The following is a 24,981-nucleotide window of genomic DNA, read 5'->3' as shown; positions in this document are numbered from 1 at the left end:
CTCACCCAGATCGTCGCCGCCGCCGTGCGCCTCGTCCCGGGGGCCGACGCGGGCGGCATCTCGATGACCCGGAACGGCCAGGTGACCTCGCGCAACCCGACCGCGCCCGGGGTCACGAAGCTCGACCAGCTGCAGAGCGAGCTGCGCGAGGGGCCCTGCGTGAGTGCCATGGACGACCCGGCGGCGGACGGCGTCGTCCTCGCCGACGACCTCGCGGGTCCCGACGGCGACCGGTGGCCCCGGTTGGGACAGGCCGAGGGCATCCTCATCGAGCGCTACGGCGTCGACGACGAGGCCTTCCAGATGCTGGTGCGGTCATCGCAGGACACCAACCTCAAGCTCGTCGAGGTCGCCCGGTGACTCCAGGGTGAGACGATCGGGACCCACGCCGACGAGCAGCCGACGACCGAGGCCCCGGCCTGACCCCCCTCAGTACGCGGCCGCCGCCGGACGGGCACCGGCCGGCCGGACGCGTCACTGGGCGAGGGCGTGACTGCCGCACCCGGGGACGTGGTGGGTGAGGTCGACCTGCGTGCCCTCCAGGCCGGAGGAGATCACGACGTCGTCGATGAGGGCCCGGATCATCGCGATTCCCCGCCCCCGGGTGGTCGGCCCGGTGTCCGGGATCTGCCAGACGCCGTCGTCGACCACGCTCACGCGCAGGCACTCGTCGAGCGTGCGGGCGGAGAGTGTCATCGTCCCGCTCGCGGCGGCATCGGCGAAGGCGTGGTCACAGCAGTTCTCGAGCGCCTCGGAGACGGCCGCGACCAGGTCCTCGACCACACCGACGTCGAAGTGATCCACGGGGAGCCACCGGGAGAGGCGTCGCCGGAGCCCGCGGACGTGACTGCTCAGCGCCGGGGTCCGCAGCCTCAGGGGCGCGGGCCAGGGCGCGACGTCGACGTCGGGCGTGTCGGAGTTCGGCATCTGCCCCACCGGGTGCCCGGCCCGCCGGACCCCACACCCCCGGGTGAGCGGGAACTCCTCCGGCCCGTCGTCACCCCTCCCGGGACACCGCGCGGATCACGAGCAATGCGGTGTCGTCGAGGGCCGCACCGGCGGCGTGCTCGTCGACTGCCGTGAGGACAGCGTCGGCGGTCGTGTGCGCGTCGGCCGCCGGGTCGACCTCGCCGAGGAGCGCCAGCAGGCCCTCCATCTCGAACTCGCGGCCACCGACGGGCCGGGCCTCGGTGACGCCGTCGGTGAAGACCAGCACCCGGTCACCCACGTCGAGGGTCAGCGGCTCCACCGCCACCCGTGCCTCGGCGCGGACCCCGAGGGCCCGGCCACCGGCCGGCATCGTCTCGATGGATCCGTCGCGACGTTGGACGACCGCCGGCGGATGTCCCGCACTCGCGACCCGGACCTCCAGGCCGTCGTCGGGACGCGGCGTGATGCCCAGATACACGGTGGTGACGAAGCTGGCCCGCTTGTCGAACCACACGTGCAGCACACCGTTCAGCGCGGCGAGCACGGCCTCCGGATCGTCGTCGGTGTGGCCCAGCGCGCGGACGGTCGACCGGGCCAGGGCCGTGGTGCGGGCGGCCTGCGGCCCCTTGCCGCAGACGTCGCCGATGACCGCGCCCCAGCCGCCCGGGGTCGGGAACAGGTCGTAGAAGTCCCCCAGGACGGACGCGCCGGTCCCGGGGCGGTGGCGGGCCGCGACCTCCAGCCGCGGGAACTCGGGCAACCGGGCGGGCAGCAGGCTCTCCCGCAGCGTCGCGGCCAGCTCCTCGGCCTCGGCCGCGTGCCGCTCGGCCAGCCTCGCCAGGCGCTGCGCCTCACCCGCGACCTGGTCGGACGACGCGGCCTGCGCGTCCGCCGAGCGCGCCCGGTCGCGGTAGTACCGGGCCGCGGCGCCCGCCTCCTGCGCAGCCACCCCGGCTTCCCGGGCCTGCCGGCCGGCCTCCTGGGCCTCCCGGTCCGAGGCCGCCGCCTGCCGCACGGCCTCCGAGGAGTCCGCCCGGGACTCCGCCAACGCCGACCGCAGCACGACCTCGCCGGTCGCGGCCTGGGCGAGGGTGATCAGGACGTCGCGGTGATGGGCCGACCAGGCCCGCGGCCGCACGTCGATCACCCCGAGCACCCCGACCACAGCGCCCGCGCGGTCGTGGACCGGGGCGCCCGCCCAGGCCCGGGTGGTCGTGGCCGGCCCGTCGGTCGGGTCGGCCAGCACGTCGTCGACCCACACCGGGCGATCGGCGACCCGGACCGCCGCGGCCCAGGAGTCGTGGACCGCGGCGTCGGGTCGCCCGGTCCCCCGGGAGACCGAGCCCTGCGGGTCGACCTTGCTACGCAGGACGAGGTGGTCGTCCCGGAGCAGCCACACGACCCCGACCGGCGTGTCGGTGAGGGACGTCGCCAGCCGGGCCAGCCGCTCGAACGCGTCGTCGGCCTCCCCCTCGAACAAGCGGGCGCGGGACTCGGGCTCAGTGCGTCCGTCCAGCGCTGCCGCCCGTCCCATCCGAGGCTCCCCGACGTCTCTCACATCGTCCGGTGCTGGACCACCGTCGCGCGAGGAGCCGACGGGGATCCGGTCGTGTCCAACCTATCTTGCCCGGCCGCGAGGTCCCGGGCGACACCCGGCGTCCACCGAATCGCCCGGCGGAGTGCCCGACACACCGTCGGGCGGGACGTCGGACGCCGTCGACCGGAAGGCGGTATGCTGGAAGGCGAATCCAGCCCGCCGTGCGGCGTTCGCGGCACGGTCGGCGTGGGCGGTGGATGTCGTCACCTTCGAACGGTGGCGCTGCCCGCCCGTGGGCCGGTCGGTCCCGCGGCGGCGATCCCCCGCCGGTTCCGCGGGTCAGGTCGTCTCGCGGAGGAGCTACGTCGCTCCTCCTGACGGCCCCTCACCCGTGCGACGTTGCCCGGCAGCCGCTGCCGGGCGTGACGGAGGAGGTCCGTGGCTCGTCGAGGCCAGCCCCAGAACAGAGGCCGTCGTGGTGGCGGCGGTGGTGGCGCGTCCGGGGACCGGCGCCGCAGCCGTCAGCGCCAGGACGTGATGTCCGTGCTCGCGGACGCCGTGCGCGAGGTGCAGAACGCCCTCGGGCGGGGGCGGGTGACGCCGGGGACGCGCACGAAGTTCCAGGCCACCGCCCTGCTGCTGCGCGACGAGCGCGCCCGCGTCCGCGCGGCCGACATCAGCGAGTCCCGCCGGGCCGACCGGCTCAAGCGGCTCGACGACCTCGCGACGTCGCTGGCGAAGAACGCCGTCCGCGACGCCGGCCTCCTGGCGCTGCTCGGCGAGGACGCCGTCGTCACCGACGAGGCCCGGTCGCTCGAGCGCGAGATGCTGCGCCGGGCCGGCGTCGAGGCCGCCCCCGAGGAGGCCGCGCCGGTCGACGAGCCGCAGCCCGCCGCACCCGTCAAGCCGGGGGTGGTGCCGCAGTCGGTGGTCTCCCGACAGATGGCCAACCCGTTCCTCGCGCCCGACTTCTCGGCCGCCCGGCCCAGCGCCGCTCGCCCGACGTCGCTGAACGGCTGGGAGCTCCTCGGCCCCCTGCTCCGGTCGTTCGAGCGGGCCGGCGACGGGGCCTCGGCGTGCATGGACCTGCCCGAGCCCGGCTCCCGGAAGGTGCCCGGTGGCGGCGAGCTGATGCCGCACCAGGCCCGGATGGTCGCCGCGGCCGCCGACGGTCACCGCACCTTCCTCCTCGCCGACGAGCCCGGACTCGGCAAGACGGCCCAGGCGCTGCTCGCCGCCGAGACCGCGAAGGCCTATCCGCTGCTCGTCGTCGTGCCGAACGTCGTCAAGACCAACTGGGTGCGCGAGGCCGGCCTGTGGTCACCCCGCCGCAAGGCCACCGCGATCCAGGGCAACGGTGACTCCGTCGACGGGTTCGCCGACATCGTCGTGGTGAACTACGAGGTGCTCGACCGGCACGTCGGCTGGCTGGGCGAGTTCGGCTTCCGCGGCATGGTCGTCGACGAGGCGCACTTCATCAAGAACAAGGGCTCGCAGCGCTCCCAGCACGTGCTCTCGCTCTCGGAGCGCATCCGGTCCTTCACCGCGCGCCCGCTGCTCATGGCGCTGACCGGCACGCCGCTGATCAACGACATCGAGGACTTCCTCGCCATCTGGGAGTTCCTCGGCTGGATCGACGAGAAGAAGCCGCTCGCCGAGCTCATGGACGCTCTGTCCGAGACCCGCCTGACCCCCGCCGACCCGGGCTTCTCGGCCGCCGCCCGCCAGTGCGTCGTGGACCGGGGCATCGTCCGCCGTCGCAAGGTGGACGTCGCCGCCGACATCCCCGAGCGCCGCGTCGCCGACCTCCCCGTGGAGCTCGACGGGCCCACCGGCCGCTCGATCCGGGCAGCCGAGCGCGACCTCGCCCAGCGGATGGTGGTGCGCTACAACGACGCCGTCGCGGCCCGCGGCTCCGGCCCCGTCGAGGGCATCGACCACGACCTGGTGCGTCGGGTGGCCACCTGGGAGCAGAAGGACGCGGCCGGCGCGAAGAGCGGCGACAACGTCTTCACCATGATGCGGCGCATCGGCGAGGCGAAGGCGACCCTCGCCGCCGACTACGCCGCCCAGCTGGCCCGCAGCGCGGGCAAGGTGGTCTTCTTCGCCAAGCACATCGACGTCATGGACGCCGCCGAGGAGACCTTCGCGAAGCAGGGCGTCCGGTACTCGTCGATCCGCGGGGACCAGACCCCCGCGGTGCGGCAGCGGAACATCGACGCGTTCGTCGAGGACCCCGAGGTGGCCATCGCGGTGTGCTCGCTGACCGCGGCGGGGGTCGGCATCAACCTCCAGGTGGCCTCCAACATCGTGCTCGCGGAGCTGCCGTGGACCGCGGCGGAGCAGACGCAGGCGATCGACCGCAGCCACCGCATCGGGCAGTCGGAACCGGTCACCGCGTGGCGCATCCTCGCCGCACAGACGATCGACGCCCGGATCGCCACCCTGATCGACGACAAGGCCGGCCTCGCCGCCGTGGCCCTCGACGGGTCCGACGAGGAGATCGGGTCGTCGTCCGACGCGCAGCACGGGGCGCTGGTCGCACTGCTGACCGAGGCGCTCGAGGCGGCCGGGTAGGTGCGCTTCGCGCCCGTGAGCAGTAATTGACGCTCTGGCGTCAATTACTGCTCACAAGGCCGGAGGCCACCGACCGAGCAGGGCCTGACGCAGGGCCTCCGTCGCCGGCGAGAGCCGGTGCCGGGCGGTGCTGGCGATCCCCAGTGGCGCCGGCGGCAACGCGTCCGCGAGCCCGACGACGGCGACGTCGTCGCGGACCCGGGCGATCTCGCGGGCGGGCACGAACGCGAGCCCGAGCCCGCCGGCGACCAGCTCGAGCATCGAGACCACGTCGGTCGCCTCGATCGCGACGGTGCGCGTGACCCCGGCGGCGCGGAAGGTCGCATCGACGTTCTCGCGGTTGCCCCAGCCGACGGGGAAGTCGACAAAGGTCTCCGGGGCGAGCTCAGCCAGGGTGACCCCGGTCCGTCCGGCCAGCGGGTGCCCGGGCGGGGCGACGAGCGCCTGCTGGATGGACGCCACCGGGTCGACGCGGACGCCGTCGGGCACGCGGTCCGGGACCAGGACGACGGCGAGGTCGGCGACCCCCTCGCGCACCGCGGCGAGGTGCTCCTCGGAGTGCCCCGGGCTGTGGCGCAGCCGCACGAAGACGCCGGGATGGCGCTCGTGGAAGATCCGCAGCGCCGCCGCCAGGTCGAGGCTGCCGGTGGAGAGCAGGGTCCCGACGACGACGGTGCCCGACAGCCCGCGGCGTCGCCCTTCCAGTTCCTCCCGGGCGACCCGGGCGGCGGCGAGGACCTCACGGGCGTTCTCGAGCAGCACCCGGCCCGGGTCGGTCAGGGTCACCCGCCGTCCCGCGCGGGTGAACAGGTCCAGCCCGAACTCGTCCTCGAGACGACCGACCGCCGCGGACGCCGCCGACTGCACGACCCCCGCGCGACGGGCGCCCGCCGTGAACCCGCCCTCCTCGGCGACCGCGACGAAGTACTCGAGCTGGTGGAGCTCCACCGCGCGATGCTATCGCCGATCGCGATACCGGCATCGACGATCATCGTTGGACGCGATCCCTGGTCTGCTCGACGGTGGAGGAGGTCGCTCGCCGCAGGGCGGGCAATGAGTCGAGGGAGGAAGCACATGACCAGCGATAGAACCGTGCTCGTCGTCGGGGCCACCGGCACCTTCGGCACCCACGTCGTCCCCGAACTGCACCGCCGCGGCGTCACCGTCCGGGCCCTGGCCCGGAGTCAGGACCGCGCCGAGGTGGCCCGCCGGGCCGGCGCCGACGAGGTCGCGATCGGCGACCTCACCGACGCGGCGAGCCTGCGCGCCGCCGTCTACGGCGCCGACGGGGTGTTCCACCTCAACCCCGTCTTCGTCCCCGACGAGGCGGCCATGGGCGTCCGCGTGGTCGAGGCCGCGCGGGACGCCGGGGCCACGACCTTCGTGTTCTCGAGCGTCTACCACCCGTCGATGTCGCTGACGAACCACGCGGGCAAGCGCCCCGTCGAGGAGGCGCTCTTCGCCTCCGGCCTGCGGTTCACGGTCCTGCAGCCCGCAATCTTCTTCCAGACGCTGGACGGTCTCTGGGCGTCGGCCCGCGACCACGGCCGGATCGGCCTGCCCTTCTTGACGACGGCGCGGCAGGCCTTCGTCGACTACCGCGACGTCGCCGAGGTCGCGGCGCGGGCGTTCGTCGAGGACACCTTCGCCGACGGCACGTTCGAGCTCGCCGCGCCCGGCACCCGCACCCGGGTCGAGATCGCCGGCCTGATGGCCGCGGTCCTCGGGCGGGAGGTGACCGCCGAGGCGCCGGAGTTCGGGTCGTGGGCCGATGCGGTGGGTCTGGTGGCGGGGCCGGAGCGCGACGGGATGCGGCGCATGTTCGAGGAGTACGACCGGCACGGCTTCCCCGGCGGCAACGCGCTCGTGCTCCGAGCGGCCCTGGGCCGGGAGCCGCGGGCTCTGGACGCCTACATCGCCGAGCTGGCGGGACCCGCGGGTCAGAGGTCGGCGTAGAAGAGTTCGAGCTGGATGTTGTCCGGGTCGCGGAACACCACCGTCGAGAGCGGCATCGGCTCATTCAGGTCCTGCACCCCGCTGTGGGGCACCCCGGACTCGTCCAGCCAGGCGGTCCAGGCGTCGAGGTCGGCCCGGGAGGCGACGCCGAACGCGATGTGGTCCAGGCCCGTCTTCCGCTCGTCGAAGCTCCCGTCGATGTGGGCCTCGTGGTGGTGGAGTCCGACGAGGAACCCGGCCGGGTGCGCGAGGACGACAGCGTGGCCGCCCTCCTCGTCACCCCAGTGCGGGAACGGGGCCGGGACCCGTGCCAGGCCGAGGATGCGCTCGTACCAGGCCGCGCTCGCCTCGACGTCCGAGACGGTCGGGCTGTAGTGGTGAATGTTGGTCAGCGACGGTGCAGCCACGACTCACTCCTCGGTCGGCGGTGCGGTCCATCCCGAAGGGGACCGCAGATGCGGGGGAATGCCTACCAGAAGGGCCGTAGGTGCGCTGCGTCGTGAGGGTGATGTGCAGGCCGGCAGCGAGGGCGGGCTGTGGTGGCGGCGGCTGTTCGCCCACCCTGGCCACGGCGGTCTGATGGGGTGCGATCAGAGCACGCGGCGTTTCGAGGGGGTCATCGCCCGGCTGATCGATCTGCGGGACGGCGGCCGCTGCCGCGACCCGTTCTGTGACGCCGCGATCCGGCACCGGGACCACATCCGGCCCCGCCGCGCGGGCGGACCCACGAGCCTCGCGAACGGGCGTGGGGTCTGTGCCCGCGGGAACTACGTCAAGGAGCTGCCCGGCTGGCAGACCGAGACCGTCCACGACGGCTACGGCGATCGGCCGCACACGGTGCGGACCACCACCCCGACCGGCCACGCCTACACCAGCAGAGCCGGGCCATGACCGGCACCGAACCGGGCCGTCCGGGGGCGCTCCTATCCCGAGGCACCGATGAGTCCGTGCTGCACCGCGACCAGGGCCGCGCCGGACCGCGTCGAGATGCCGGTCTTCGCGTAGATCCGCTCGATGTGGGTGCCCGCCGTCTTCTGGGTGATCCCGAGCTCCCGCGCCACCTGCTTGGTCAGGGCACCCCGGGCGATGAGGACGAGCACCTCGACCTCGCGGGGTGTGAGCCCGGCCGGGCCGCTGCGCCGGCGGGGCGGCGCCACACCGGTCGCGCTGAGCACCGCGTCGACCGCGTCCGCCGCCAGTCGCCCGGCACCGACCTCCCGACGCAGCGCCGCCGTCGCCTCCTTCACCGAGAGCGCCGGCCGGTGTGCCCGGGGCTCGATCATGGCCTGGAAGGCGTCGGCGGCGGCCAGGACGCGACCCGTCATCGGCAGCGCCGCCCCGGTCAGGCCACGGTGGTACCCGGAGCCGTCGAGGCGCTCGTGGGCGAGGCTCGCGATCTCGGCCGCCCGGGACAGCCCGGGGAGCCGGGCCAGCGTCCGCTCGGTGTAGTACGAGTGGGCGCGGACGCGCTCGCTCTCGGTCGGGGTCAGTGGCCCGGGCTTGTCCAGGATCGACCCGGGGACGCCGTGCAGCCCGACGTCGTGGAGCAGCCCGGCCCGGCGTACGGCGAGCACGTCACCGTCCGGGAGCCCCGCGCCCGACGCCGCGTCCCCCGCCAGCCGGGCGACGCCGCGGGAATGCCCGGCGCGGAACGTCGAGCGGAGGTCGGTGAAGTCGGCGACGACCTCGAGGGCCTCGTCCAGGCGGTCGTCCGCGAGCGGGGTGGCCAGGAGCGGGTCGTCGGCGACGAGGCCGCCCAGGTCCAGGTCGTCGGTGAGCCCCGCCAGAACCTCCGGCGCCGCCGCGCAGAACACGTCGACGATCACGGGGTCGAACTTGCTCCCCCGTCGCGCCCGGGCCACCTCGACCGCCGCGTCGACGCCCGCGGTCCGGTGGAACACCTCGACGACGTCGGCGAGGTGGAACAGACGCATCGACCGGGCGATCCGGTCCCCGCCGACGCCGTCGGGGACGCCCGAACCGTCCCACCGGCAGAAGAACTGGCGCAGCCCGTCACGGACCCCGGCGCTCAGCCCGAGCCGGTCGGCCATCATCGCGGTGGACACGCAGTGCGAGGCCAGCCCGTGCTCGACGTCGGTGGCGCCGGTCGCCACGAGCGTCGTCGCGAGGCGCAGCCGCTGCCACGCGGAGCCGCCGGCCCCGGCGTGGCGGACCATGAACGCCATCGCGGGCAGCCCCGCGAAGTCGACGCCGAAGCTGTCCGCACGGAACGCGATGTCGTCCCCGAACCAGGCCGACACCTCGGGTGCATCGGCCACGCACCCCACCCACGACAGCACGGCGGTGTAGTAGAAGTCCGCTCGCTCGGAATCGTCGAGCCCGACCCGTTCGCCGAGGCGCGAGGCGATCCACCAGGAGCGCAGGACGTGCTCCATCGGCTGCCCAAGGCCGAGGTCGGTGGCCAGCGAGAACGCCCCCAGGAGCGCGGCGAGGCTGACCCCGCCGTCGCGTTCTCCCACGCCGAGGAGCATAGAAGCCGACGGCCGGTCAGAGGCCCTCGATCGCCCGGCGCAGCCACGGCAGGCGCACCGAGCGCGCCGCCAGAGACAGCGAGGCATCCGGGACCATCGCGTCGAAGACGTGGAACCCACCCGGCCACACGTGCAGCTCCGCCGACCCGCCGGCCGCCCACAGCCGCGACGCGAACGCGACCGTCTCGTCCCGGAACGTCTCGGCCGACCCCACATCGAGGAAGGTCGGCGGGAGCCCGGACAGGTCCTCGGCCCGGGCCGGTGCCGCGTACGGCGACACGTCGGGGCCGCCGCGCCGATCACCGAGCAGCGCCGTCCAGCCGGTGTCGTTCGCCGTCCGGTCCCACACCCCGACCCCGGCCATCTGCGCCGACGAGCCCGACGCGTTCCGGTCGTCGAGCATCGGGCAGAGCAGCATCTGCGCGGCGAGGGCCGGCCCGCCGCGGTCGCGGGCGAGCAGCGCCGTGCCGGCCCCGAGACCACCACCCGCGCTGGTCCCCACGACGACGACCCGGGCCGGGTCGAGCCCGAGGTCGCCGGCCTTGCCCGTCAGCCAGGTCAGGCCCGCGTAGCAGTCCTCGACGGGAGCGGGGTCCGGGTGGTCGGGGGCGAGTCGGTAGTCCGCGGAGACCACGGTCGCGCCGAGCTCCTCCGCCCAGTCGAGGACCTCGAGCAGCGCCGGCGCCCGGTGCGTCCCCATGATCATCCCGCCGCCGTGCAGGTAGTACAGCAGCGGCGTCGGCCCGGTCACCCCGGTCGGCCGGCAGACCAGCAGGCCGGCCCCGGCCTCGTCGGCGGGGACCTCGGTGACGTCGAACGTCCCGCCGCGGCGCAGGTCGTCGTCGGAGGCGATCCGGGCGCCGGTGACCGCCCGCATCGTCGGGATGTGGTCCGGGCCGAACCCGGGCGGGATGAGTTCGTTGATCATCGGGAGCGCGGCCGCGAGCTGGGGGTCGAACGGCGGTCGGCTCACGCGCCCACCTCGGCGGGGGCGCGGGTCAGGGTGAAACCGCGGTAGTCCGCGGCCGCGACCTCGTCGCACCGACGCCGGTACTCGGCGATCCCACCGACGAAGGCCAGGAAGACCCGGGGCTTGCCGTCGACGTTCGCGCCGATGTACCAGGAGTCGGCGCGGGGGTAGAGCGTCCCGGCGACCATCGCGGAGGTGTCGGCCACCCACTGCTCCTCGGCGGCCGGATCGGCCTCCATGACCTCCGCGCCCTGGGCGATCGCGTCGGTGATCCAGTCCACGTGCTGCTCGATGGAGATCACCATGTTCGACAGCACGTTCGGGCTGGTCGGCCCGGTCACGGTGAACATGTTCGGGAAGCCCGCCACCGCGAGACCGAGGTAGCTGCGGGCCCCGGCGGCCCAGTGCTCCGACAGCGACTCGTCGCGCCCGCGCGGGTCGACGGCGAGCAGCGCGCCGGTGACGGCGTCGAAGCCGGTGGCGAGGACGATCGTGTCGACCTCGAGGTGTTCAGCGGTCGTCTCCAGGCCGGTCGCCGTCGCGCGGAGCAGCGGGGTCGCGGTGAGGTCGAGCAACCGCACGTGGGGCTGGTTGAACGTCTCGTAGTACCCGGTGTCCAGGCACGGCCGGCGGGTGCCCAACGGGTAGGACCGCGGCGACAGCACCTCGGCGGTGTCGGGGTCGTCGACGGTGTCGCGGATGCGCTCGCGGACGAACTCCGCGGCGGTCTCGTTCGCGGCGGGGTTCGTGCGGATGTCGGTGTAGGCCGAGCTGACCGCGGTGAGCACCCCCTGGTCCCAGCGCTCCTGGTAGGTCGCGTCCCGTTCCTCGGGCGACACCTCCAGGGCCGAGCGGGTCGGCGGCTGGACCGGCACCCCGAACCCGGACGCCCGCTGGGCCTCGCGCCACTGCGGATAGTGCGCCTTGCGCTCGGCGACCTCGTCGTCGGCGAGCGGGCGGTTGAACGCCGGGAAGGAGAAGCTCGGCGTCCGCTGCAGGACCGTCAGCTCGGCGGCGTCGGCAGCGAGCTGCGGGACCGCCTGGATCCCGGACGAGCCGGTGCCGACGACGGCGACCCGTTCCCCGGCGACGTCCGCGCCCTCGTGCGGCCACCGGGCGGTGGACAGGATCCGGCCGGTGAAGTCCTCGAGACCCTCGATCTCCGGGGTCTTGGGGATCGAGAGGCACCCGGTGGCCCAGATCAGCCAGTGGGCGGAGATCTCCTCGCCGTCGTCGGTGCGCACCAGCCAGCGCCGTCGGTCGTCGTCCCACGCCGCGTCGGTGACCGAGGTGTCGAAGGTGATGTCACGCCGCAGGTCGAACCGGGCCGCGACGTGGCGGAGGTAGGCCAGGATCTCCGGCTGGGCCGGGTACTTCTCGGTCCAGGTCCAGTCCTGCTCGAGCTCCGGCGAGAACGAGTAGCAGTAGGACATCGACTCGACGTCGCAGCGGGCGCCCGGGTACCGGTTCCAGTACCAGGTTCCTCCGACGTCGGAGCCCGCCTCGATCACGCGGGTGTCCAGGTCCAGGCCGCGCAGCCGGTGGAGCTGGTAGAGCCCGGCGAAACCGGCCCCGACGACGAGCACGTCCCGCTCTTCGGTCATGGATCCCCCGGGTTCAGTGCTCGTGGACGAGGACGCCGCGCAGGTTCCGGCCCGCGTGCATGTCCTCGTAGCCCTGCGCGATCTCGTCGAGGGCGTAGGTCGTGGTGACGAGCTCGTCGAGCTTGAGCACGCCCTGGCGGTAGAGCCGGATCTGGCGGTCGATGTCGGCGTTCGCGTTGGTCGAGCCGAACAGGCTGCCCTGCAGGCGCTTGCCGTAGAAGGCGAGCTGGCCGAGCGGGATGTCGGCGCCGACCTGCGTCATGAGTCCGACCCCGGTGACGACGCAGGTGCCGGCCTTGCGGATCGCGGCGAACGCCTCGCCGACGTGGTGGGGGCGGGTGACGCCGACGGTGACGATCGCCGAGTCGGCGCCCTGGCCGTCGGTGGGCTCGCGGGCGATCTCGACGGCCTCGTCCATCGTCGCGACGGCGTGCGTGGCCCCGAACTCCAGCGCCTTCTCGCGCTTGAACGCCACCGGGTCGACCGCGATCAGGGTCGACGCACCGGCGTGCCGCGCGCCCTGGACGGCGTTGATCCCGACCCCGCCGACGCCCATGACGATCACGGTGTGCCCGGGCTCGACCCCGGCGTCGTTCACCGCCGAGCCCCACCCGGTGCCGACGCCGCAGCTCAGCAGGCAGGCCACCTCGAACGGGATGTCCTCGGGCAGGCGGATCGCCGAGTCCACCGAGACCGTGGTCGTGGCGCAGAACGTCGAGAGCCCGGACATCTGCCCGACGGGGCGGCCGTCGTCGGCGAGGTGGAGACGGAAGTCGTCGGTGGTGCCCGGACGCGCGCCCGCGAGGGTCCCGCCGCCGAGGTTGCACAGGTGGGACCGGCCGACCGCGCACCAGCGGCAGCGCCCGCACGCGGGGACGAACGAGAACACCACGCGGTCGCCCTCGACGAGGCCCTTGTGGTTCGGCGGGGCCTTCGTCACGACCCCGGCGCCCTCGTGGCCCCCGGCGAAGGGGTAGACGGCGACGGGCAGGTCGCGGGTGGCGATGTGGTCGTCGGAGTGACACAGACCGGCCGCGTGGACCTCGACCTGGATCTCGCCGGGACGCGGGTCGTCGACCTCGATGCCGACGACCTCGTACTTCCCCGGCGCCTCCCGGACCACCGCGCCGCGCGTCCGCATGTGTCGTCCTCCTCACACCGTCGTGAAACTTGACCGAACCACGGTTTGGTTTTCCGGTCAAGCGTCGTGGCGACCGCCTCGGGGCACGGGTTCTCAGGTCTGCGCGGTCACCGGCGCCGGGACGGCGAACCCGTGGATGACGGTGTCGGCGATCTGGTCGGTGACCGCCTCCGGGCCGAGGTCGCCCTGGGGATTCCACCAGCGCGTGAGCCAGTTGAGCGCGCCCAGCAGCGTCATGGTCATCAGGTGCGGATCCCGGTCGCCGCGGAAGTCGCCCGCCGCGATCCCGGCCTCGACGACCCCCTGGATCGCGGAGGTGTACTCCCGGTCGGTCTCGCGCCACTGCTCGCCGAGGTCACTGGCTGCGGCCTCGTAGAGGTAGACGGCGGCGAAGTCGTAGATGTCCACGAGCACGTCGACGTGGCACCGGACGATCGCGCGCAGCTTCTCCTCGGGGGTGCCCTCGCCGTCGCGGATGGTGCGGACGTCGGCGATCAACCGCTCGGCCGGCACCTTCACCACCGCGACGAGCAGGTCCTCCTTCGAGGAGATGTAGTTGTAGAGGCTGCCCTTCCACATCCCGAGCTCGTCGGCGATCTCCTCGAGCGACGCGCGCGCGAAGCCGCGTCGGCGGAACACGCGGGCGGCCGAGCGCACCACGTCGTCCCACCGGCTGGGTCGTGCCACGTCAACCTCCCGGGCCGAGGATGCTCGAGCCTAGCCGCGGTGGATCCACTTGGTCTCGAGGTACGCCTCGAGACCCTCCGCGCCGCCCTCGCGGCCGATCCCGGACTGCTTGAACCCGCCGAAGGGCTGCGACCCGCAGATCGTCCAGCCGTTGATCGCGATCTGGCCCGTGCGGATCCGCCGCGCGATCGCCTCGGCGAGCGCCGGGTCCTTCGCGTAGACCGCGCCGGAGAGCCCGTAGTCGGAGTCGTTGGCCAGGTCCACGGCCTCGTCGACGGAGTCGAACGGGATCACGCACACCACCGGGCCGAAGATCTCCTCGCGCGCGATCCGCATGTCGTTGGAGACGTCCGCGAACACCGTGGGCTCGACGAACCAGCCGGGTCCGTCGGGCCGCTCGCCGCCGGTGACCAGCCGCGCCCCCTCCTCGACGCCCACCCGGATATAGGACTCCACGCGGTCCCGCTGCCGCTCGGCCACCAGCGGGCCGAGCTGGGTCGCCGGGTCGGCGGGGTCGCCGAGCACCATCCCCTCGACCGCGGGGACCAGGGCGTCGAGCAGTTCCTGCTGGCGCTCGCGCGGGACCAGGATGCGGGTGATCGCCGCGCACACCTGGCCGGAGTGCCCGACGCCGGCCGGCAGCAGCGTCGGGATCACCGAGGACAGGTCGACGTCGTCGGCGATGATCCCCGCCGACTTGCCGCCGAGCTCGAGCGTCACCCGCACGATCCGCTCCGCGCAGAGCGCCATGATCCGCCGCCCGGCCGCGGTGCTGCCGGTGAAGGTGATCTTGTCGACGTCGCGGTGGCTGACGAGGTGCTCCCCCGTCTCCCGGCCGCCCGGCAGGATGCTGACCACGCCCTCGGGCAGACCGGCGGCCGACAGCGCCTCGGCGAGGATCAACGTCGCGACGGGGCCTTCCGGCGCCGGCTTCAGCACGACGGTGCACCCGGCGGCCAGCGCCGCCCGCAGCTTGTTCGAGCCGGTGGTGACCGGGCCGTTCCACGGGATGATCGCCCCGACGACGCCGACCGGCTCTCGCACGATGACGCCGGTTCCGCCCGGTCCGGAGCGCTCCTCCTCGAAGACGGTCCGGTCGATGAGGTCCGACATCTCGCGCCACCCCGCCGCGGCCCGGGTGTGGAAGGCCGTCGAGAGCGCCGTCGGGCCGCCGACCTCGGCGGTGAACGAGGCGACCAGCTCGTCGAGCCGCTTCTCCAGCTCGTCCCCGACCCTGGCGAGCGCCTCGCCGCGCTCGGCGGGCGTCATCCGGGGCCACGGCCCGTGGTCGAAGGCCTCCCGGGCGGCGGCGACGGCGGCGTCGACGTCGGCCGGTCCGGCCGCGGGCACCGTCGCGATCACCTGCTCGGTGAGCGGGGAGATCACGTCGATGACGTCGTCGGTCGACGGGGCCACCCAGCGGCCGCCGACGAACAGTTGGGTGAAGGAGCGCAGAGTCGGGGCGGAGATCGTCGTCATCGGGTCCCTCCGGGTGTCGGTGCCGGACCGAACTGGGCGTCGCGCCAGGCGAGGGCCTCCTTGACCCCGCGCTCGGCGGCCATGGCCCAGAACTCGTTGTCGTCGTCGTTGCCGTGCGAGTCACGGATCGCATCGAAGGCAGCCTTGAAGTCACCGATGTCGCGGCGGCGCAGCGTCTCGGCCATCGCCGTCTTGTAGGCGGTCACCGAGGTCGGGTGCATGCGGGCGACCGACGACGCCAGGCGCAGCGCCTCGTCGAGGGGATCGTCGACCACCCGGTTGATCGACCCGCACGCCAACAGCTCCTCGGCGTGCAGCCGCCCCAGCAGCGCGACCTCGTTGACCAGCTTCACCGGCAGCAGCCCGGAGAACGCCGCCGCGCCCGCCGCGCCCCCGGTCCGCATCACCTCGAGGTTGAACACCGTGCCCGGCGCGGCGACGACGAGGTCGGTGGCGAGGACCTGGAAGACCGCCTGCCCGATGACGTGGCCGTGCACCGCCGAGACGATCGGCTTGGAGTACTCGCAGGTCAGGTCCAGCGGCGAGCCCTCGGGCCAGATGAACTCGTAGACCTTCGACCAGTCGTGGGCCTCCGCGGCCAGGTCCTTGATCACCTGCCCGACCTCGGCGAGGTCGTGCCCGGCCGAGAACATCCGCCCCGCGCCGTGCTGTACCACCACGCGCACGTCCGGGTCGGCCTCGGCCTCCTGCAGCGCGTGCAGCCAGTCGAGGTCGAGCTGCCGGTTGATGGCGTTGAGCCGGTCGGGACGGTTGAGAGTGAGGACGCAGACCCCGTCGCTGACGCGGGTGGTCACGAACTCGCGGTCGGTCACACGATCTCCCTCGTCTTCTCGCGAGCAGTCAGTTCGCCCTTCGCCAGCTTCCCGACGGAGGTCCGGGGCAGGGCCGCGAGGAACTCCACCTCCCCGGGGATCTTGTAGCGGGCCAGGTGCTCCGCGCAGTGGGCGACCACCGCGTCGGCGTCGAGCGCCGCCCCGGGCTCCAGGACCACGAACGCCTTGCCCATCTCGCCGCGGGTCGGGTGCGGGACCGCGATGACGGCCGCTTCGACGACGGCGGGGTGGATCGCGATGGCCTCCTCGACCTCGGTCGTCGACACGTTCTGCCCGGCCACCTTGATGATGTTCTTGGTGCGGTCGACGAAGTAGAGGTAGCCGTGCTCGTCGAACCGACCGAGGTCGCCGGTGTGCACCCAGCCGTCGACCAGCGTCCGGGCGGTCTCCTCCGGGTCGTCGAAGTAGCCCGCCATGACGGTCCGCCCGGGGACCCCGTGCACGAGGATCTCGCCGATCTCCCCCACCTCGGCGTCCTCGCCCTCCGGGGTCAGCAGCCGCACCTGGCGGTCGAGCGCCGGCAGGCCGACCGCGGGCCAGCGCTGCGGGCCGTGCAGTGGGGACATCGCGACCGTCTCCGCGGCCTCGGACAGCCCGTAGATGTTGATGAACGCGACGCCGAAGCGGTCCTCGAACTCGGCCTTCTCGGCGTCGGTGACGTTGATGGCGTGCCCGGTGCGACGGATGCCGTGGTCGCGGTCGTCGTCCCGGGCGGGCTGCGCGAGCAGGGCCTTCGACTGGGCGGCGACGAAGCTGGTCGCGGTCGCCCCGTGGCAGCGGATCTGGTCGAGGTAGCGCGCCGCCTCGAACGCCTCGAGCAAGACCACCGACGCGCCGGCGGTCAGCGCGGCGAGCACGGTGACCGACTGCGCGTTGACGTGGAAGAGCGGCAGCGCGGTGAGGCACCGGTCGGTCGGCTCCAGCCCCATCCCGAGGCCCATCCGGATGCCGGACCACAGCGCGTTCGCGTGGGTGACCATCACACCCTTGGGCTTCGAGGTGGTGCCCGAGGTGAAGAGGATCTGGTGCAGGTCGCTCGAGGTCACCTGCGGGTCCCGGACGGCGGGCGCCGCCTCGAGCAGGTCGGAGAAGGGCCGGGTCCCACCGGGCGCCGGACCTCGGCCGGACACGAACAGCGTGGTCAGACCGGGAGCACCCGCGACGACGTCCACCGTCGCCGGGTCCACGACGGCGACCGCGACGCCGGCCCGCTCGACGAGGTAGGCCACCTCACCGGCGGTGTTCGCGACGTTCGACGGGACCATCACCGCACCGATCGACGCGGCGGCGAACCAGGTCAGCAGGAACTCCGGGCAGTTGCGCAGGTGCAGCAGCACCCGGTCGCCCCGCGCGACGCCGAGCCCGCGCAGCCCGCCGGCGACGCGGGCCACGTCGTCGGCGAACTGCCCGTAGCTCCACTCGGAGACGGTGCCCTCGCGGTCCTCGAACACGAGCCAGGTCCGGGCGGGATCGCGCGCGCACTGTTCGGCGAGCAGGTCGGTGAGGGTCCGCTCCCCCACCGCGTCGACCGGAGGCATCTCAGACCCGCTCGATGATCGTCGCGTTGGCCTGCCCGCCGCCCTCGCAGACGGTCTCCAGCCCGAAGCGGGCCTCGCGGCGCTCGAGCTCGTGGAGCAGCGTCGTCATCAACCGCGTGCCGGTCGCGCCGAGCGCGTGCCCGAGCGCGATCGCCCCGCCGTTGACGTTGGTCCGCTCGAGGTCGGCGCCGGTGTCGCGGGCCCACGCGAGCACGACGGTCGCGAACGCCTCGTTGACCTCGAACAGGTCGATGTCGTCCATCCCGAGCCCGGCCTTGCGCAGCACCTTCTCGGTGGCCGGGATCGGCGCGGTGAGCATCAGCCAGGGGTCGCTGCCGGCCGCGACCATCGAGCGGATGCGGGCCCGCGGGGTGAGTCCATAGCGCTCGACCGCCTCCTCGGACGCGAGCAGCACGCCCGTCGCGGCGTCGGCGATCTGGCTGGCCGTGCCCGCCGTGATCACCCCGCCCTCGGAGATCGGCTTCAGCGTCGCCATCTTCTCCAGCGTCGTGCCGCGCCGGATGGTCTCGTCCGTGTCGAGCTCGTTGACCCGGTGGACCTCACGGTCGAACCGGCCCTCGGCCCACGCCTGCTCGGCGCGATGATTGCTGGCCAGGGCGAAGCGCTCCATCTCCTCGCGGCTGATGCCCCACTTCGCGGCGATCCGCTCCCCGGACATGAACTGGTGCACCCGGTCCGACCCGTACCGCTTCGTCCAGCCCGCACCCGAGAACGGGTAGCCGACCCCGAGCTCCTCGCCCCACTCCCCCGAGCAGTTCAGCGGCACCAGGCTCATCAGCTCGATGCCGCCCGCGATCGCGAGGTCGTAGTCCCCGGCCCGGATGCCCTGCGCGGCGAAGTGCAGCGCCTGCTGGCTCGACCCGCACTGCCGGTCGACGGTCACTGCAGGCACCGACTCGGGCAGGCCGGCGGAGAGCCAGGCGGTGCGCGCGAGGTTGAAGGCCTGGGCGCCGAACTGCGAGATGCACCCGACGACGACGTCGTCGATCAGCTCCGGATCGATCCCCGCCCGGTCGACCAGCTCCTTCATCACGGCGCCGCCGAGATCGGCCGGATGGAAGCCGGACAGGCCCCCGTTCCGCCGTCCCATCGGCGTGCGCAGCGCGTCGACGATGTACACCTCGGCCATGGGGGCCACCCGCTCTCCTGCACTGGGAAGCAGCTCGCCGATGAGCAAACCAGCGTTCGTTCATCACCGTCAACCCGCCGGGACTTGGCAGCCGGTGCCGTCGCGCCCTACCGTGCGAGGCCTCGCTGATATATCAGGTTCGGACCCTCGGGTTCAGGCGGAGGACGCTCATGAAGGCCTGCATCATCGGCGCCGGCGCCGCGGGGATCACCGCCGCGAAGGCCCTCGCCGAGCGCGACGTCGACTTCGACTGGTTCGAGAAGGGCTCGGCCCTCGGCGGCATGTGGCGCTACGAGAACGACAGCGGGACGTCGTCGGCCTACCGGTCGCTGCAGATCGACACGAGCTCGCGCAGCCTCGCGTTCCCCGACTTCCCGATCCCCTCGCGCTGGCCGGCCTACCTGCGGCACTCGCAGGTGCTCGAGTACCTCGAGTCGTACGCGAAGCACTTCGGGGTGGCCGAGCGGCTGCAGCCCACGACCGAGGTCACCGCGGCGCGTCGCTCCCCCGACGGCGGGTGGACGGTCTCGTTCGACGGCGGCTCCGACCGCCACTACGACGCCGTGATCGTCGCCAACGGCCATCTGTCCGCACCCCGCCAGCCCGAGATCCCCGGGCACTTCAGCGGCGAGCAGCTGCACTCGCACCACTACCGCACCCCGGAGCCCTACACCGGTCGTCGCGTGGTCGTCGTCGGGATGGGCAACTCGGCGTGCGACATCGCCGTCGACCTCGCGCGGGTCGCCTCCCAGGTCCACCTGGCCGTGCGGCGCAGCGCCTGGATCCTCCCGAAGTACCTGCTCGGGCGGCCCACCGACCACTGGAACGGCCTCCTCGTGCGGCGCCTCAAGCTGCCCACGCGGGTGGCCCGCAACGTCATCAAGCTCGCGGTCCGGCTCGCCGTCGGCGACCAGGAGAACTTCGGGGTGCCCAAGCCGGCGCATCGCATCGACCAGGCCCACGGCACCGTCGGGCAGGAACTGCTGCCCTACGTGGCGTACGGGTGGATCGAGGTGACCCCGGCGATCGCGCGACTCGACGGCGACGAGGTCGTGCTCACCGACGGCTCCCGCCGCACCGCCGACGCGATCGTCTGGGCGACCGGGTACGAGCCGTCGTTCCCGTTCCTGCCCGACGACGTCGTCGCGTCGGCCGACCACGGTGCCCGGCTCTACCGCCGGATCGTGCACCCCGACGCCCCCGGGCTCTTCTTCTCCGGACTGGTCCAGCCGGTCGGGCCGACCGTCCCGCTCGTCGAGGTCCAGGGCCGCTGGATCGGCGACGTGCTGTCCGGCCGGCTGCCGCTGCCCGGGCGGGCGGAGATGGACCACGAGATCGACGCGCACCGTCGCTGGGTCGCCGCGACGTTCGTGCGCTCCGAGCGCCACCGCCTGGAGGTCGACTTCCGCGAGCACACCGGGACGCTCCGCGAGGACATGACGGCGGTCGGCTCGTGAGGCTCGTCGACCGGGTCATGGTGATCACCGGCGCCGGCTCCGGAATGGGTCGGGCCGGTGCGGTGCTGTTCGCCGCCGAGGGCGCAGCCGTCGTCGTGGTGGATCGCGACGCGGAGGGGGCCGAGGCGACCGTGCAGCAGGTGGTGGAAGCCGGTGGGCGGGCAGCGCCGGTGATCACCGACATCAGCACGGTCGAGGGCAACGAGGCAGTGGTCGCGGCGGCCGTCGCGGCGTTCGGCGGGCTGGACGTGTTCTGGGCCAACGCCGGGATCGCGTCGCCCTTCCGTCCGATCACCGAGATCGACCCAGCCGACTTCGACCGGCTCTCCGCCGTCAACGCCCGTGGTCCGTGGCTCGGCGCGCGGGCGGCACTGCCGGCGCTGCGGGCCCGAGGTGGCGGTTCGATCGTCGTCACCGCGTCGCTGTCCGGGCTGAAGGGACGGGCGGACACGAGCGCCTACCAGTCCTCGAAGGGCGCGACGGTGATGCTCGTGCGCTCGCTCGCCCGCGAGTTCGGGCCGTACGGGATCCGGGTGAACTCGGTGTGCCCGATCGCCTCGCAGACCCCGATGTGGCCGCAGCTCATGGCCGGCTACGGCGATCCCGACGAGGCTGCGGCGCAGTTCGCCGCCGCGGTCCCGCTCGGGCGGTTGGCCTCTCCCGACGACGTCGCCCGCGCGGCCCTCTTCCTCGCCTCCGACGACGCCGCGTTCATCACCGGCGTCAACCTCCCCGTCGACGGCGGGGCCTCGGCCTGAGCCGTCGGCCGGGTCGGCCGCGGCGTGTGCCGGCCCGGCAGGGGGACCGTTCCGGTGCAACCGAGTCACCGTGACTCGGTCGGCCTCCATGGCGATTCCGCTGACCGCGCCCGTGCGCGCGACACACACGCCACCCCAGCGACGGCAACCGCTCCGGTGCAACCGAGTCACCGTGACTCGGTCGCCGGAGCGCGCTTCGGCCTGGACGAGCCGGGTGCTCCCGTTTTAGTTGACCGTGCGTTTGGTTAAACGCTAGCGTCGCTTCCCGCCGGGGCCGCTCGCGTCGGCGCGAGGAGGGTGCTCGATGACCGCCACGACGTCACCGACGACGGACGAGAAGCCCCGGCGCGACGCCCCACCCGAGGGCTACGACCCGCGCCCGCGGGTCACCGACGGGATCGAGCCCGCCGTCGTCGGGACCCGCTGTACGGCGTGCGCGCACCCCACGCTCGAGGACGTCGAGCGCTGCCCGGTCTGCGGCGGGCCCACCCGCCCGACGACCTTCGCGCGCACCGGCACCGTCTTCTCGGGCACGGTGCTGCGCATCCCGGTCGGCGACCGGCAGCCCCCGATCTCGCTCGCCTACATCGACCTCGATGACGGCCCGCGCGTCCTCGGGCACGGCCAGGACCCCGAGCGGGTGCTGCGCCCGCACGAGCGCGTCACCTTGGTCGGGGAGACCGACGAGGGTGACCCGGCCTTCGCCGCCGACGGGGAGTCGCGGTGAGCACCGTCGTCCGGGGCGTCGGGACCAGCGCGTTCGGCAAGCAGTCCCATCGCGGCGCCCCCGCGCTGCTGCGCGACGCCGTCACCGAGGCCCTCGACGACGCCGGCACGCCGACGACCGGGATCGACGCGGTGTTCGCCGGCACGGTCTTCGACGGCCCCGGGACGATCCAGCGCTGCCTGCAGACGCTGGGCATCGTCGGGGTGCCGGTGGTGACCGTCGAGAACGCCTGCGCGAGCGGGACCACGGCGTTCCACGAGGCCGTCGAGGCGGTGCGGCTGGGGCGCTACGAGAACGTGCTCGCGGTCGGCGTCGAGACGATGACCCACACGTTCAGTTCGTCGATCGTCCCGGAGGACACCGACCGTGAGGGCCGGTCCGGGATGGCGATGCCGTCGATCTACGGGATGGCCGCCGCGCGCTACGCCGCCGAGTTCGGCACGACGCCCGAGCAGCTCGCCGCGGTGGCGGTGAAGAACTTCGGCAACGGCGTGCACAACCCGCGGGCCGCCCGCCGTCGTGGGGTCTCCGTCGAGGAGGTGCTGGCCTCGCGGATGATCGCCGACCCGCTGACGGTGCTGCAGTGCTGCGGGATGAGCGATGCCGCCGCGGCCGCCGTCGTCGGGCCGGCCAGGAACGCCCCCGACGACGTCACCGTCCGCGCCACCGCGCTGCGCTCCGGCGGGCTGTGGGACCACCGCAGCACGAAGGTCTGGGGCTGGGACGTCGTGCACGACACCGCGGCCGCGGCGTTCGAGACCGCCGGGGTGGGTGCCTCCGACGTCGACGTGTTCGAGGTACACGACGCGTTCACGATCGGCGAGGTCGTCACCACCGAGGCGCTGGGGCTGGCCCCGCTCGGCGAGGGCGGGCGACTGGCCGCGGCGGGCGTCACCACGCTCAGCGGCCGCTCCCCCGTCAACCCGTCCGGCGGGCTGCTCTCCCGCGGGCACCCGCTCGGGGCGACCGGGCTCGCGCAGGTGGCGGAGATCGTCTGGCAGCTGCGGGGGCTCACGGGCGCCCGGCAGGTGGACGGTGCACGGCTCGGCGTCGTCGAGACCATGGGCGGCGGCGCCGCGGGCATCGACGGCAACGGCTGCGTGGTCGCGGTCCTGGAGGGCGCCGCATGACGGGGACGCTGCCGCTGGACCTGCTCGCCCCGGACGCCGTCGCCGACCCGTATCCGCTGCTGGCGTGGCTGCGCGAGGAGCAGCCGGTCGTCTGGAGCGACGCGCAGCGCGCCTACCTGGTGCTGCGCCACGACGACCTCACCGCGGCGCTGCAGGACCCGCGGCTCTCGTCGGACCGCGTCCGGCCGATCTACGAGAACAAGCTGACCCCCGAACAGCGCGAGCAGCGAGCCCCGACCTACGACCTGCTCGAGCACTGGATGGTCTTCAACGACCCGCCGAACCACACGCGGCTGCGCAAGCTGGTGCGCGCGGCGTTCACCCCCAAGGCGGTGCGCCAGCTCGCGCCGCGGATCACCGAGATCGTCGACGAACTGCTCGACGAGCTCGCCGCGCAAAACACCGCCGCCGAGATCGACCTCATCACGGAGTTCAGCTATCTCATCCCGGCGGCGGTGATCGCCGAGCTGATGGGGGTGCCGCGGGCCGACGTCGAGAAGTTCAAGGCGTGGTCGGACGCGGTCATGGTCATCGTCTTCGGCGTGGCCCGCGAACCCGGCGTCCTCGACGCGGCCCAGCGCGGCCTCGTCGAGCTGCGCGACTACCTCGCCGACCTGGCCCGCCACTACCGCGAGCACCCGGCCGACAACCTCATCAGCGACCTCGCCGCGGCGGTCGACCGCGACGACCGGCTCACGCTCGACGAGATCGTCTCCACGTGCGTGCTGCTGCTCTTCGGCGGCCACGAGACCACGACGAACCTCATCGGCAACGGCAGCCGCGCACTCATCCGCCATCCGGAGCAGCGGGCGCGGTTCCTGGCGCACCCGGACGAGGTCGGGAACGCGATCGAGGAGCTGCTGCGCTACGACGGGCCCTCGAAGCTCGAGGTGCGGCGCTGCGTCGAGACCTTCGCGCTGCGCGGGACGACGATCCCGGCGGAGTCGCAGGTCTACCTGCTCCAGGCCGCCGCGAACCGGGACCCCGAGGCGTTCGCGGACCCCGACCGGCTCGACCTCGCCCGGACCGACGGCCGCCACGTGGGCTTCGGCCACGGCATCCACTACTGCCTGGGCGCCCCGATCGCCCGCCTCGAGGGCACGATCGCGCTCGAGCGCCTGCACCGCCGCTTCCCGACGATGGCCGAGGGCACCACCGAGCCGGTGTGGCACCCCACGCTGGTCAGCCGCGGCATGTCCTCGTTCCCCGTCGTCCTGGAGCCCTCGACGTGAGCCCTGACCCGCTCTTCGACCTGACCGACCGCGTCGTCGTGATCACCGGCGCGTCGAGCGGCATCGGGGCGAGCGCGGCCCGCTGCTACGCCGAGCGCGGGGCCCGCGTCGTGCTCGCCGCGCGCCGCAAGGAACGCCTCGACGAGCTGGCCGCCGAGCTGCCCGGGTCGCTCCCGGTGCCGTGCGACGTCGGGGATCCCGCGGCCTGTCAGGACCTGGTCGACCGGACGCTCGCCGAGCACGGGCGCATCGACGTGCTGGTCAACAACGCCGGGACCCACCACATCGGGCCGGCGGAGGACGAGAGCGTCGAGACGTTCCGCGGGGTCGTCGACGTCAACCTGAACGCCGTCTTCGCGCTCACCCGCGCGGCCGCCCGCCCGATGCTCGACGCCGGCCGCGGCTCGGTGATCACGGTGGCGTCGATGTTCGGGCTGGTCGGGTCCGGGCAGGTCCCGCAGGCGTCGTACGCGGCGAGCAAGGGCGCCGTCGTGAACCTGACCCGTGAGCTCGGCGCGCAGTGGGCCCGGCGCGGTGTCCGGGTCAACGCGATCGCACCGGCGTTCTTCTCCACCGAGATGACGACGGGGATGTTCTCCGACGAAGGCGCCGAGCGGTGGATGCGGCGCCAGACCCCGATGGGCCGCGCGGGCGAGCTCGCCGAGCTCCACGGCGCACTCGTCTACCTGGCGGCCGATGCGTCCAGCTACGTCACCGGCACGACGCTCTCCGTCGACGGCGGGTGGACGGCGGTGTAGGTGC

The 24,981-nt window shown here is 73.5% G+C and carries 23 protein-coding genes; 10 read left to right on the top strand and 13 right to left on the bottom strand.

The annotated features are described in order from the left end of the window. Positions 1–24 precede the first annotated feature (24 nt). On the top strand, positions 25–360 hold the full coding sequence (locus tag LQ327_RS18495; protein WP_230736409.1) for an ANTAR domain-containing protein: 336 nt from the start codon (positions 25–27) through the stop codon (positions 358–360). Positions 361–474: 114 nt separating this feature from the next. On the opposite strand, the gene LQ327_RS18490 is transcribed toward LQ327_RS18495, so the two are convergent. Together LQ327_RS18490 and LQ327_RS18485 are read right to left on the bottom strand one after the other, a co-directional pair. After that, entirely contained in the window at positions 475–927 is a 453-nt protein-coding gene (locus tag LQ327_RS18490) for an ATP-binding protein (protein WP_230736406.1), read from the bottom strand. 70 nt (positions 928–997) lie between these two features. Beyond that, a complete protein-coding gene (locus LQ327_RS18485) occupies positions 998–2,464 on the bottom strand; it encodes a PP2C family protein-serine/threonine phosphatase (RefSeq protein ID WP_230736404.1) in 1,467 nt (488 codons plus the stop codon). Between the two features lie 540 nt (positions 2,465–3,004). Here LQ327_RS18485 and LQ327_RS18480 point away from each other — a divergent pair. Beyond that, positions 3,005–5,044, top strand: a complete 2,040-nt coding sequence (locus tag LQ327_RS18480; protein WP_230736402.1) for a DEAD/DEAH box helicase — start codon at positions 3,005–3,007, stop codon at positions 5,042–5,044. A gap of 51 nt (positions 5,045–5,095) precedes the next feature. Here the strand turns inward: LQ327_RS18480 and LQ327_RS18475 are convergent, their stop codons facing one another. After that, positions 5,096–5,992: a LysR family transcriptional regulator gene (locus LQ327_RS18475; protein WP_230736400.1), complete on the bottom strand. Its 897-nt coding sequence runs from the start codon at positions 5,990–5,992 to the stop codon at positions 5,096–5,098. 126 nt (positions 5,993–6,118) lie between these two features. On the opposite strand from LQ327_RS18475, the gene LQ327_RS18470 reads away from it, so the two are divergent. Beyond that, positions 6,119–7,000, top strand: coding sequence for an SDR family oxidoreductase (locus tag LQ327_RS18470; protein WP_230736398.1), 882 nt, complete (start codon positions 6,119–6,121; stop codon positions 6,998–7,000). Here the strand turns inward: LQ327_RS18470 and LQ327_RS18465 are convergent. Beyond that, the gene (locus LQ327_RS18465; protein ID WP_230736395.1) at positions 6,985–7,407 is read right to left on the bottom strand and encodes a VOC family protein; all 423 of its coding nucleotides are present in this window, start codon (positions 7,405–7,407) and stop codon (positions 6,985–6,987) included. The two genes, LQ327_RS18470 and LQ327_RS18465, sit on opposite strands and share 16 nt — an antisense overlap. A gap of 103 nt (positions 7,408–7,510) precedes the next feature. Between LQ327_RS18465 and LQ327_RS18460 the strand changes: the two genes are divergently transcribed. Beyond that, positions 7,511–7,891 (top strand): HNH endonuclease family protein, encoded by a 381-nt coding sequence (locus LQ327_RS18460; RefSeq protein ID WP_230736393.1) that lies wholly within the window; start codon positions 7,511–7,513, stop codon positions 7,889–7,891. Between the two features lie 32 nt (positions 7,892–7,923). Here LQ327_RS18460 and LQ327_RS18455 read toward each other — a convergent pair whose 3' ends face one another. The 9 genes from LQ327_RS18455 to LQ327_RS18415 all read right to left on the bottom strand — a co-directional run bounded on the left by LQ327_RS18455 (position 7,924) and on the right by LQ327_RS18415 (position 18,915). Next, entirely contained in the window at positions 7,924–9,480 is a 1,557-nt protein-coding gene (locus LQ327_RS18455; RefSeq protein ID WP_230736391.1) for an HD domain-containing phosphohydrolase, read from the bottom strand. A gap of 28 nt (positions 9,481–9,508) precedes the next feature. After that, positions 9,509–10,465, bottom strand: coding sequence for an alpha/beta hydrolase (locus LQ327_RS18450; RefSeq protein ID WP_230736389.1), 957 nt, complete (start codon positions 10,463–10,465; stop codon positions 9,509–9,511). Beyond that, entirely contained in the window at positions 10,462–12,066 is a 1,605-nt protein-coding gene (locus tag LQ327_RS18445) for a flavin-containing monooxygenase (RefSeq protein WP_230736387.1), read from the bottom strand. The genes LQ327_RS18450 and LQ327_RS18445 overlap by 4 nt, the downstream gene beginning before the upstream one ends. Before the next feature lie 13 nt (positions 12,067–12,079). Continuing rightward, entirely contained in the window at positions 12,080–13,207 is a 1,128-nt protein-coding gene (locus LQ327_RS18440; protein WP_230736385.1) for an NDMA-dependent alcohol dehydrogenase, read from the bottom strand. A gap of 93 nt (positions 13,208–13,300) precedes the next feature. Then, positions 13,301–13,894 carry a TetR/AcrR family transcriptional regulator gene (locus tag LQ327_RS18435; RefSeq protein ID WP_230736383.1) on the bottom strand — a complete coding sequence of 198 codons (594 nt, stop codon included), beginning with the start codon at positions 13,892–13,894 and terminating at the stop codon, positions 13,301–13,303. Between the two features lie 30 nt (positions 13,895–13,924). After that, on the bottom strand, positions 13,925–15,373 hold the full coding sequence (locus LQ327_RS18430; RefSeq protein ID WP_230736380.1) for an aldehyde dehydrogenase: 1,449 nt from the start codon (positions 15,371–15,373) through the stop codon (positions 13,925–13,927). After that, positions 15,370–16,206 (bottom strand): enoyl-CoA hydratase/isomerase family protein, encoded by an 837-nt coding sequence (locus LQ327_RS18425; protein WP_230736378.1) that lies wholly within the window; start codon positions 16,204–16,206, stop codon positions 15,370–15,372. Before LQ327_RS18425 ends, LQ327_RS18430 begins: the two co-directional genes overlap by 4 nt. Beyond that, on the bottom strand, positions 16,203–17,765 hold the full coding sequence (locus tag LQ327_RS18420; protein ID WP_230736377.1) for an AMP-binding protein: 1,563 nt from the start codon (positions 17,763–17,765) through the stop codon (positions 16,203–16,205). Before LQ327_RS18420 ends, LQ327_RS18425 begins: the two co-directional genes overlap by 4 nt. A 1-nt stretch (position 17,766) precedes the next feature. Continuing rightward, the gene (locus LQ327_RS18415) at positions 17,767–18,915 is read right to left on the bottom strand and encodes an acetyl-CoA C-acyltransferase (RefSeq protein ID WP_230736375.1); all 1,149 of its coding nucleotides are present in this window, start codon (positions 18,913–18,915) and stop codon (positions 17,767–17,769) included. Between the two features lie 170 nt (positions 18,916–19,085). Here LQ327_RS18415 and LQ327_RS18410 point away from each other — a divergent pair, with 170 nt between their 5' ends. The 6 genes from LQ327_RS18410 to LQ327_RS18385 all read left to right on the top strand — a co-directional run bounded on the left by LQ327_RS18410 (position 19,086) and on the right by LQ327_RS18385 (position 24,977). After that, entirely contained in the window at positions 19,086–20,372 is a 1,287-nt protein-coding gene (locus tag LQ327_RS18410) for a flavin-containing monooxygenase (RefSeq protein WP_230736372.1), read from the top strand. Beyond that, entirely contained in the window at positions 20,369–21,130 is a 762-nt protein-coding gene (locus tag LQ327_RS18405) for an SDR family NAD(P)-dependent oxidoreductase (RefSeq protein ID WP_230736370.1), read from the top strand. Before LQ327_RS18410 ends, LQ327_RS18405 begins: the two co-directional genes overlap by 4 nt. A 304-nt stretch (positions 21,131–21,434) precedes the next feature. Then, positions 21,435–21,857, top strand: a complete 423-nt coding sequence (locus LQ327_RS18400; RefSeq protein ID WP_230736368.1) for a Zn-ribbon domain-containing OB-fold protein — start codon at positions 21,435–21,437, stop codon at positions 21,855–21,857. Next, on the top strand, positions 21,854–22,987 hold the full coding sequence (locus LQ327_RS34850; RefSeq protein WP_230736366.1) for a thiolase family protein: 1,134 nt from the start codon (positions 21,854–21,856) through the stop codon (positions 22,985–22,987). The genes LQ327_RS18400 and LQ327_RS34850 overlap by 4 nt, the downstream gene beginning before the upstream one ends. Next, a complete protein-coding gene (locus LQ327_RS18390) occupies positions 22,984–24,219 on the top strand; it encodes a cytochrome P450 (protein WP_230736364.1) in 1,236 nt (411 codons plus the stop codon). Before LQ327_RS34850 ends, LQ327_RS18390 begins: the two co-directional genes overlap by 4 nt. Then, positions 24,216–24,977 (top strand): SDR family NAD(P)-dependent oxidoreductase, encoded by a 762-nt coding sequence (locus LQ327_RS18385; RefSeq protein WP_230736361.1) that lies wholly within the window; start codon positions 24,216–24,218, stop codon positions 24,975–24,977. The genes LQ327_RS18390 and LQ327_RS18385 overlap by 4 nt, the downstream gene beginning before the upstream one ends. Positions 24,978–24,981 lie beyond the last annotated feature (4 nt).

This window comes from Actinomycetospora endophytica (assembly GCF_021026375.1).
In the GTDB taxonomy this organism is placed as follows: Bacteria; Actinomycetota; Actinomycetes; order Mycobacteriales; family Pseudonocardiaceae; genus Actinomycetospora; species Actinomycetospora endophytica.
The sequence above is the reverse complement of the archived record's forward strand: the minus strand, read 5'-3'. Positions and strand labels throughout refer to the sequence as shown.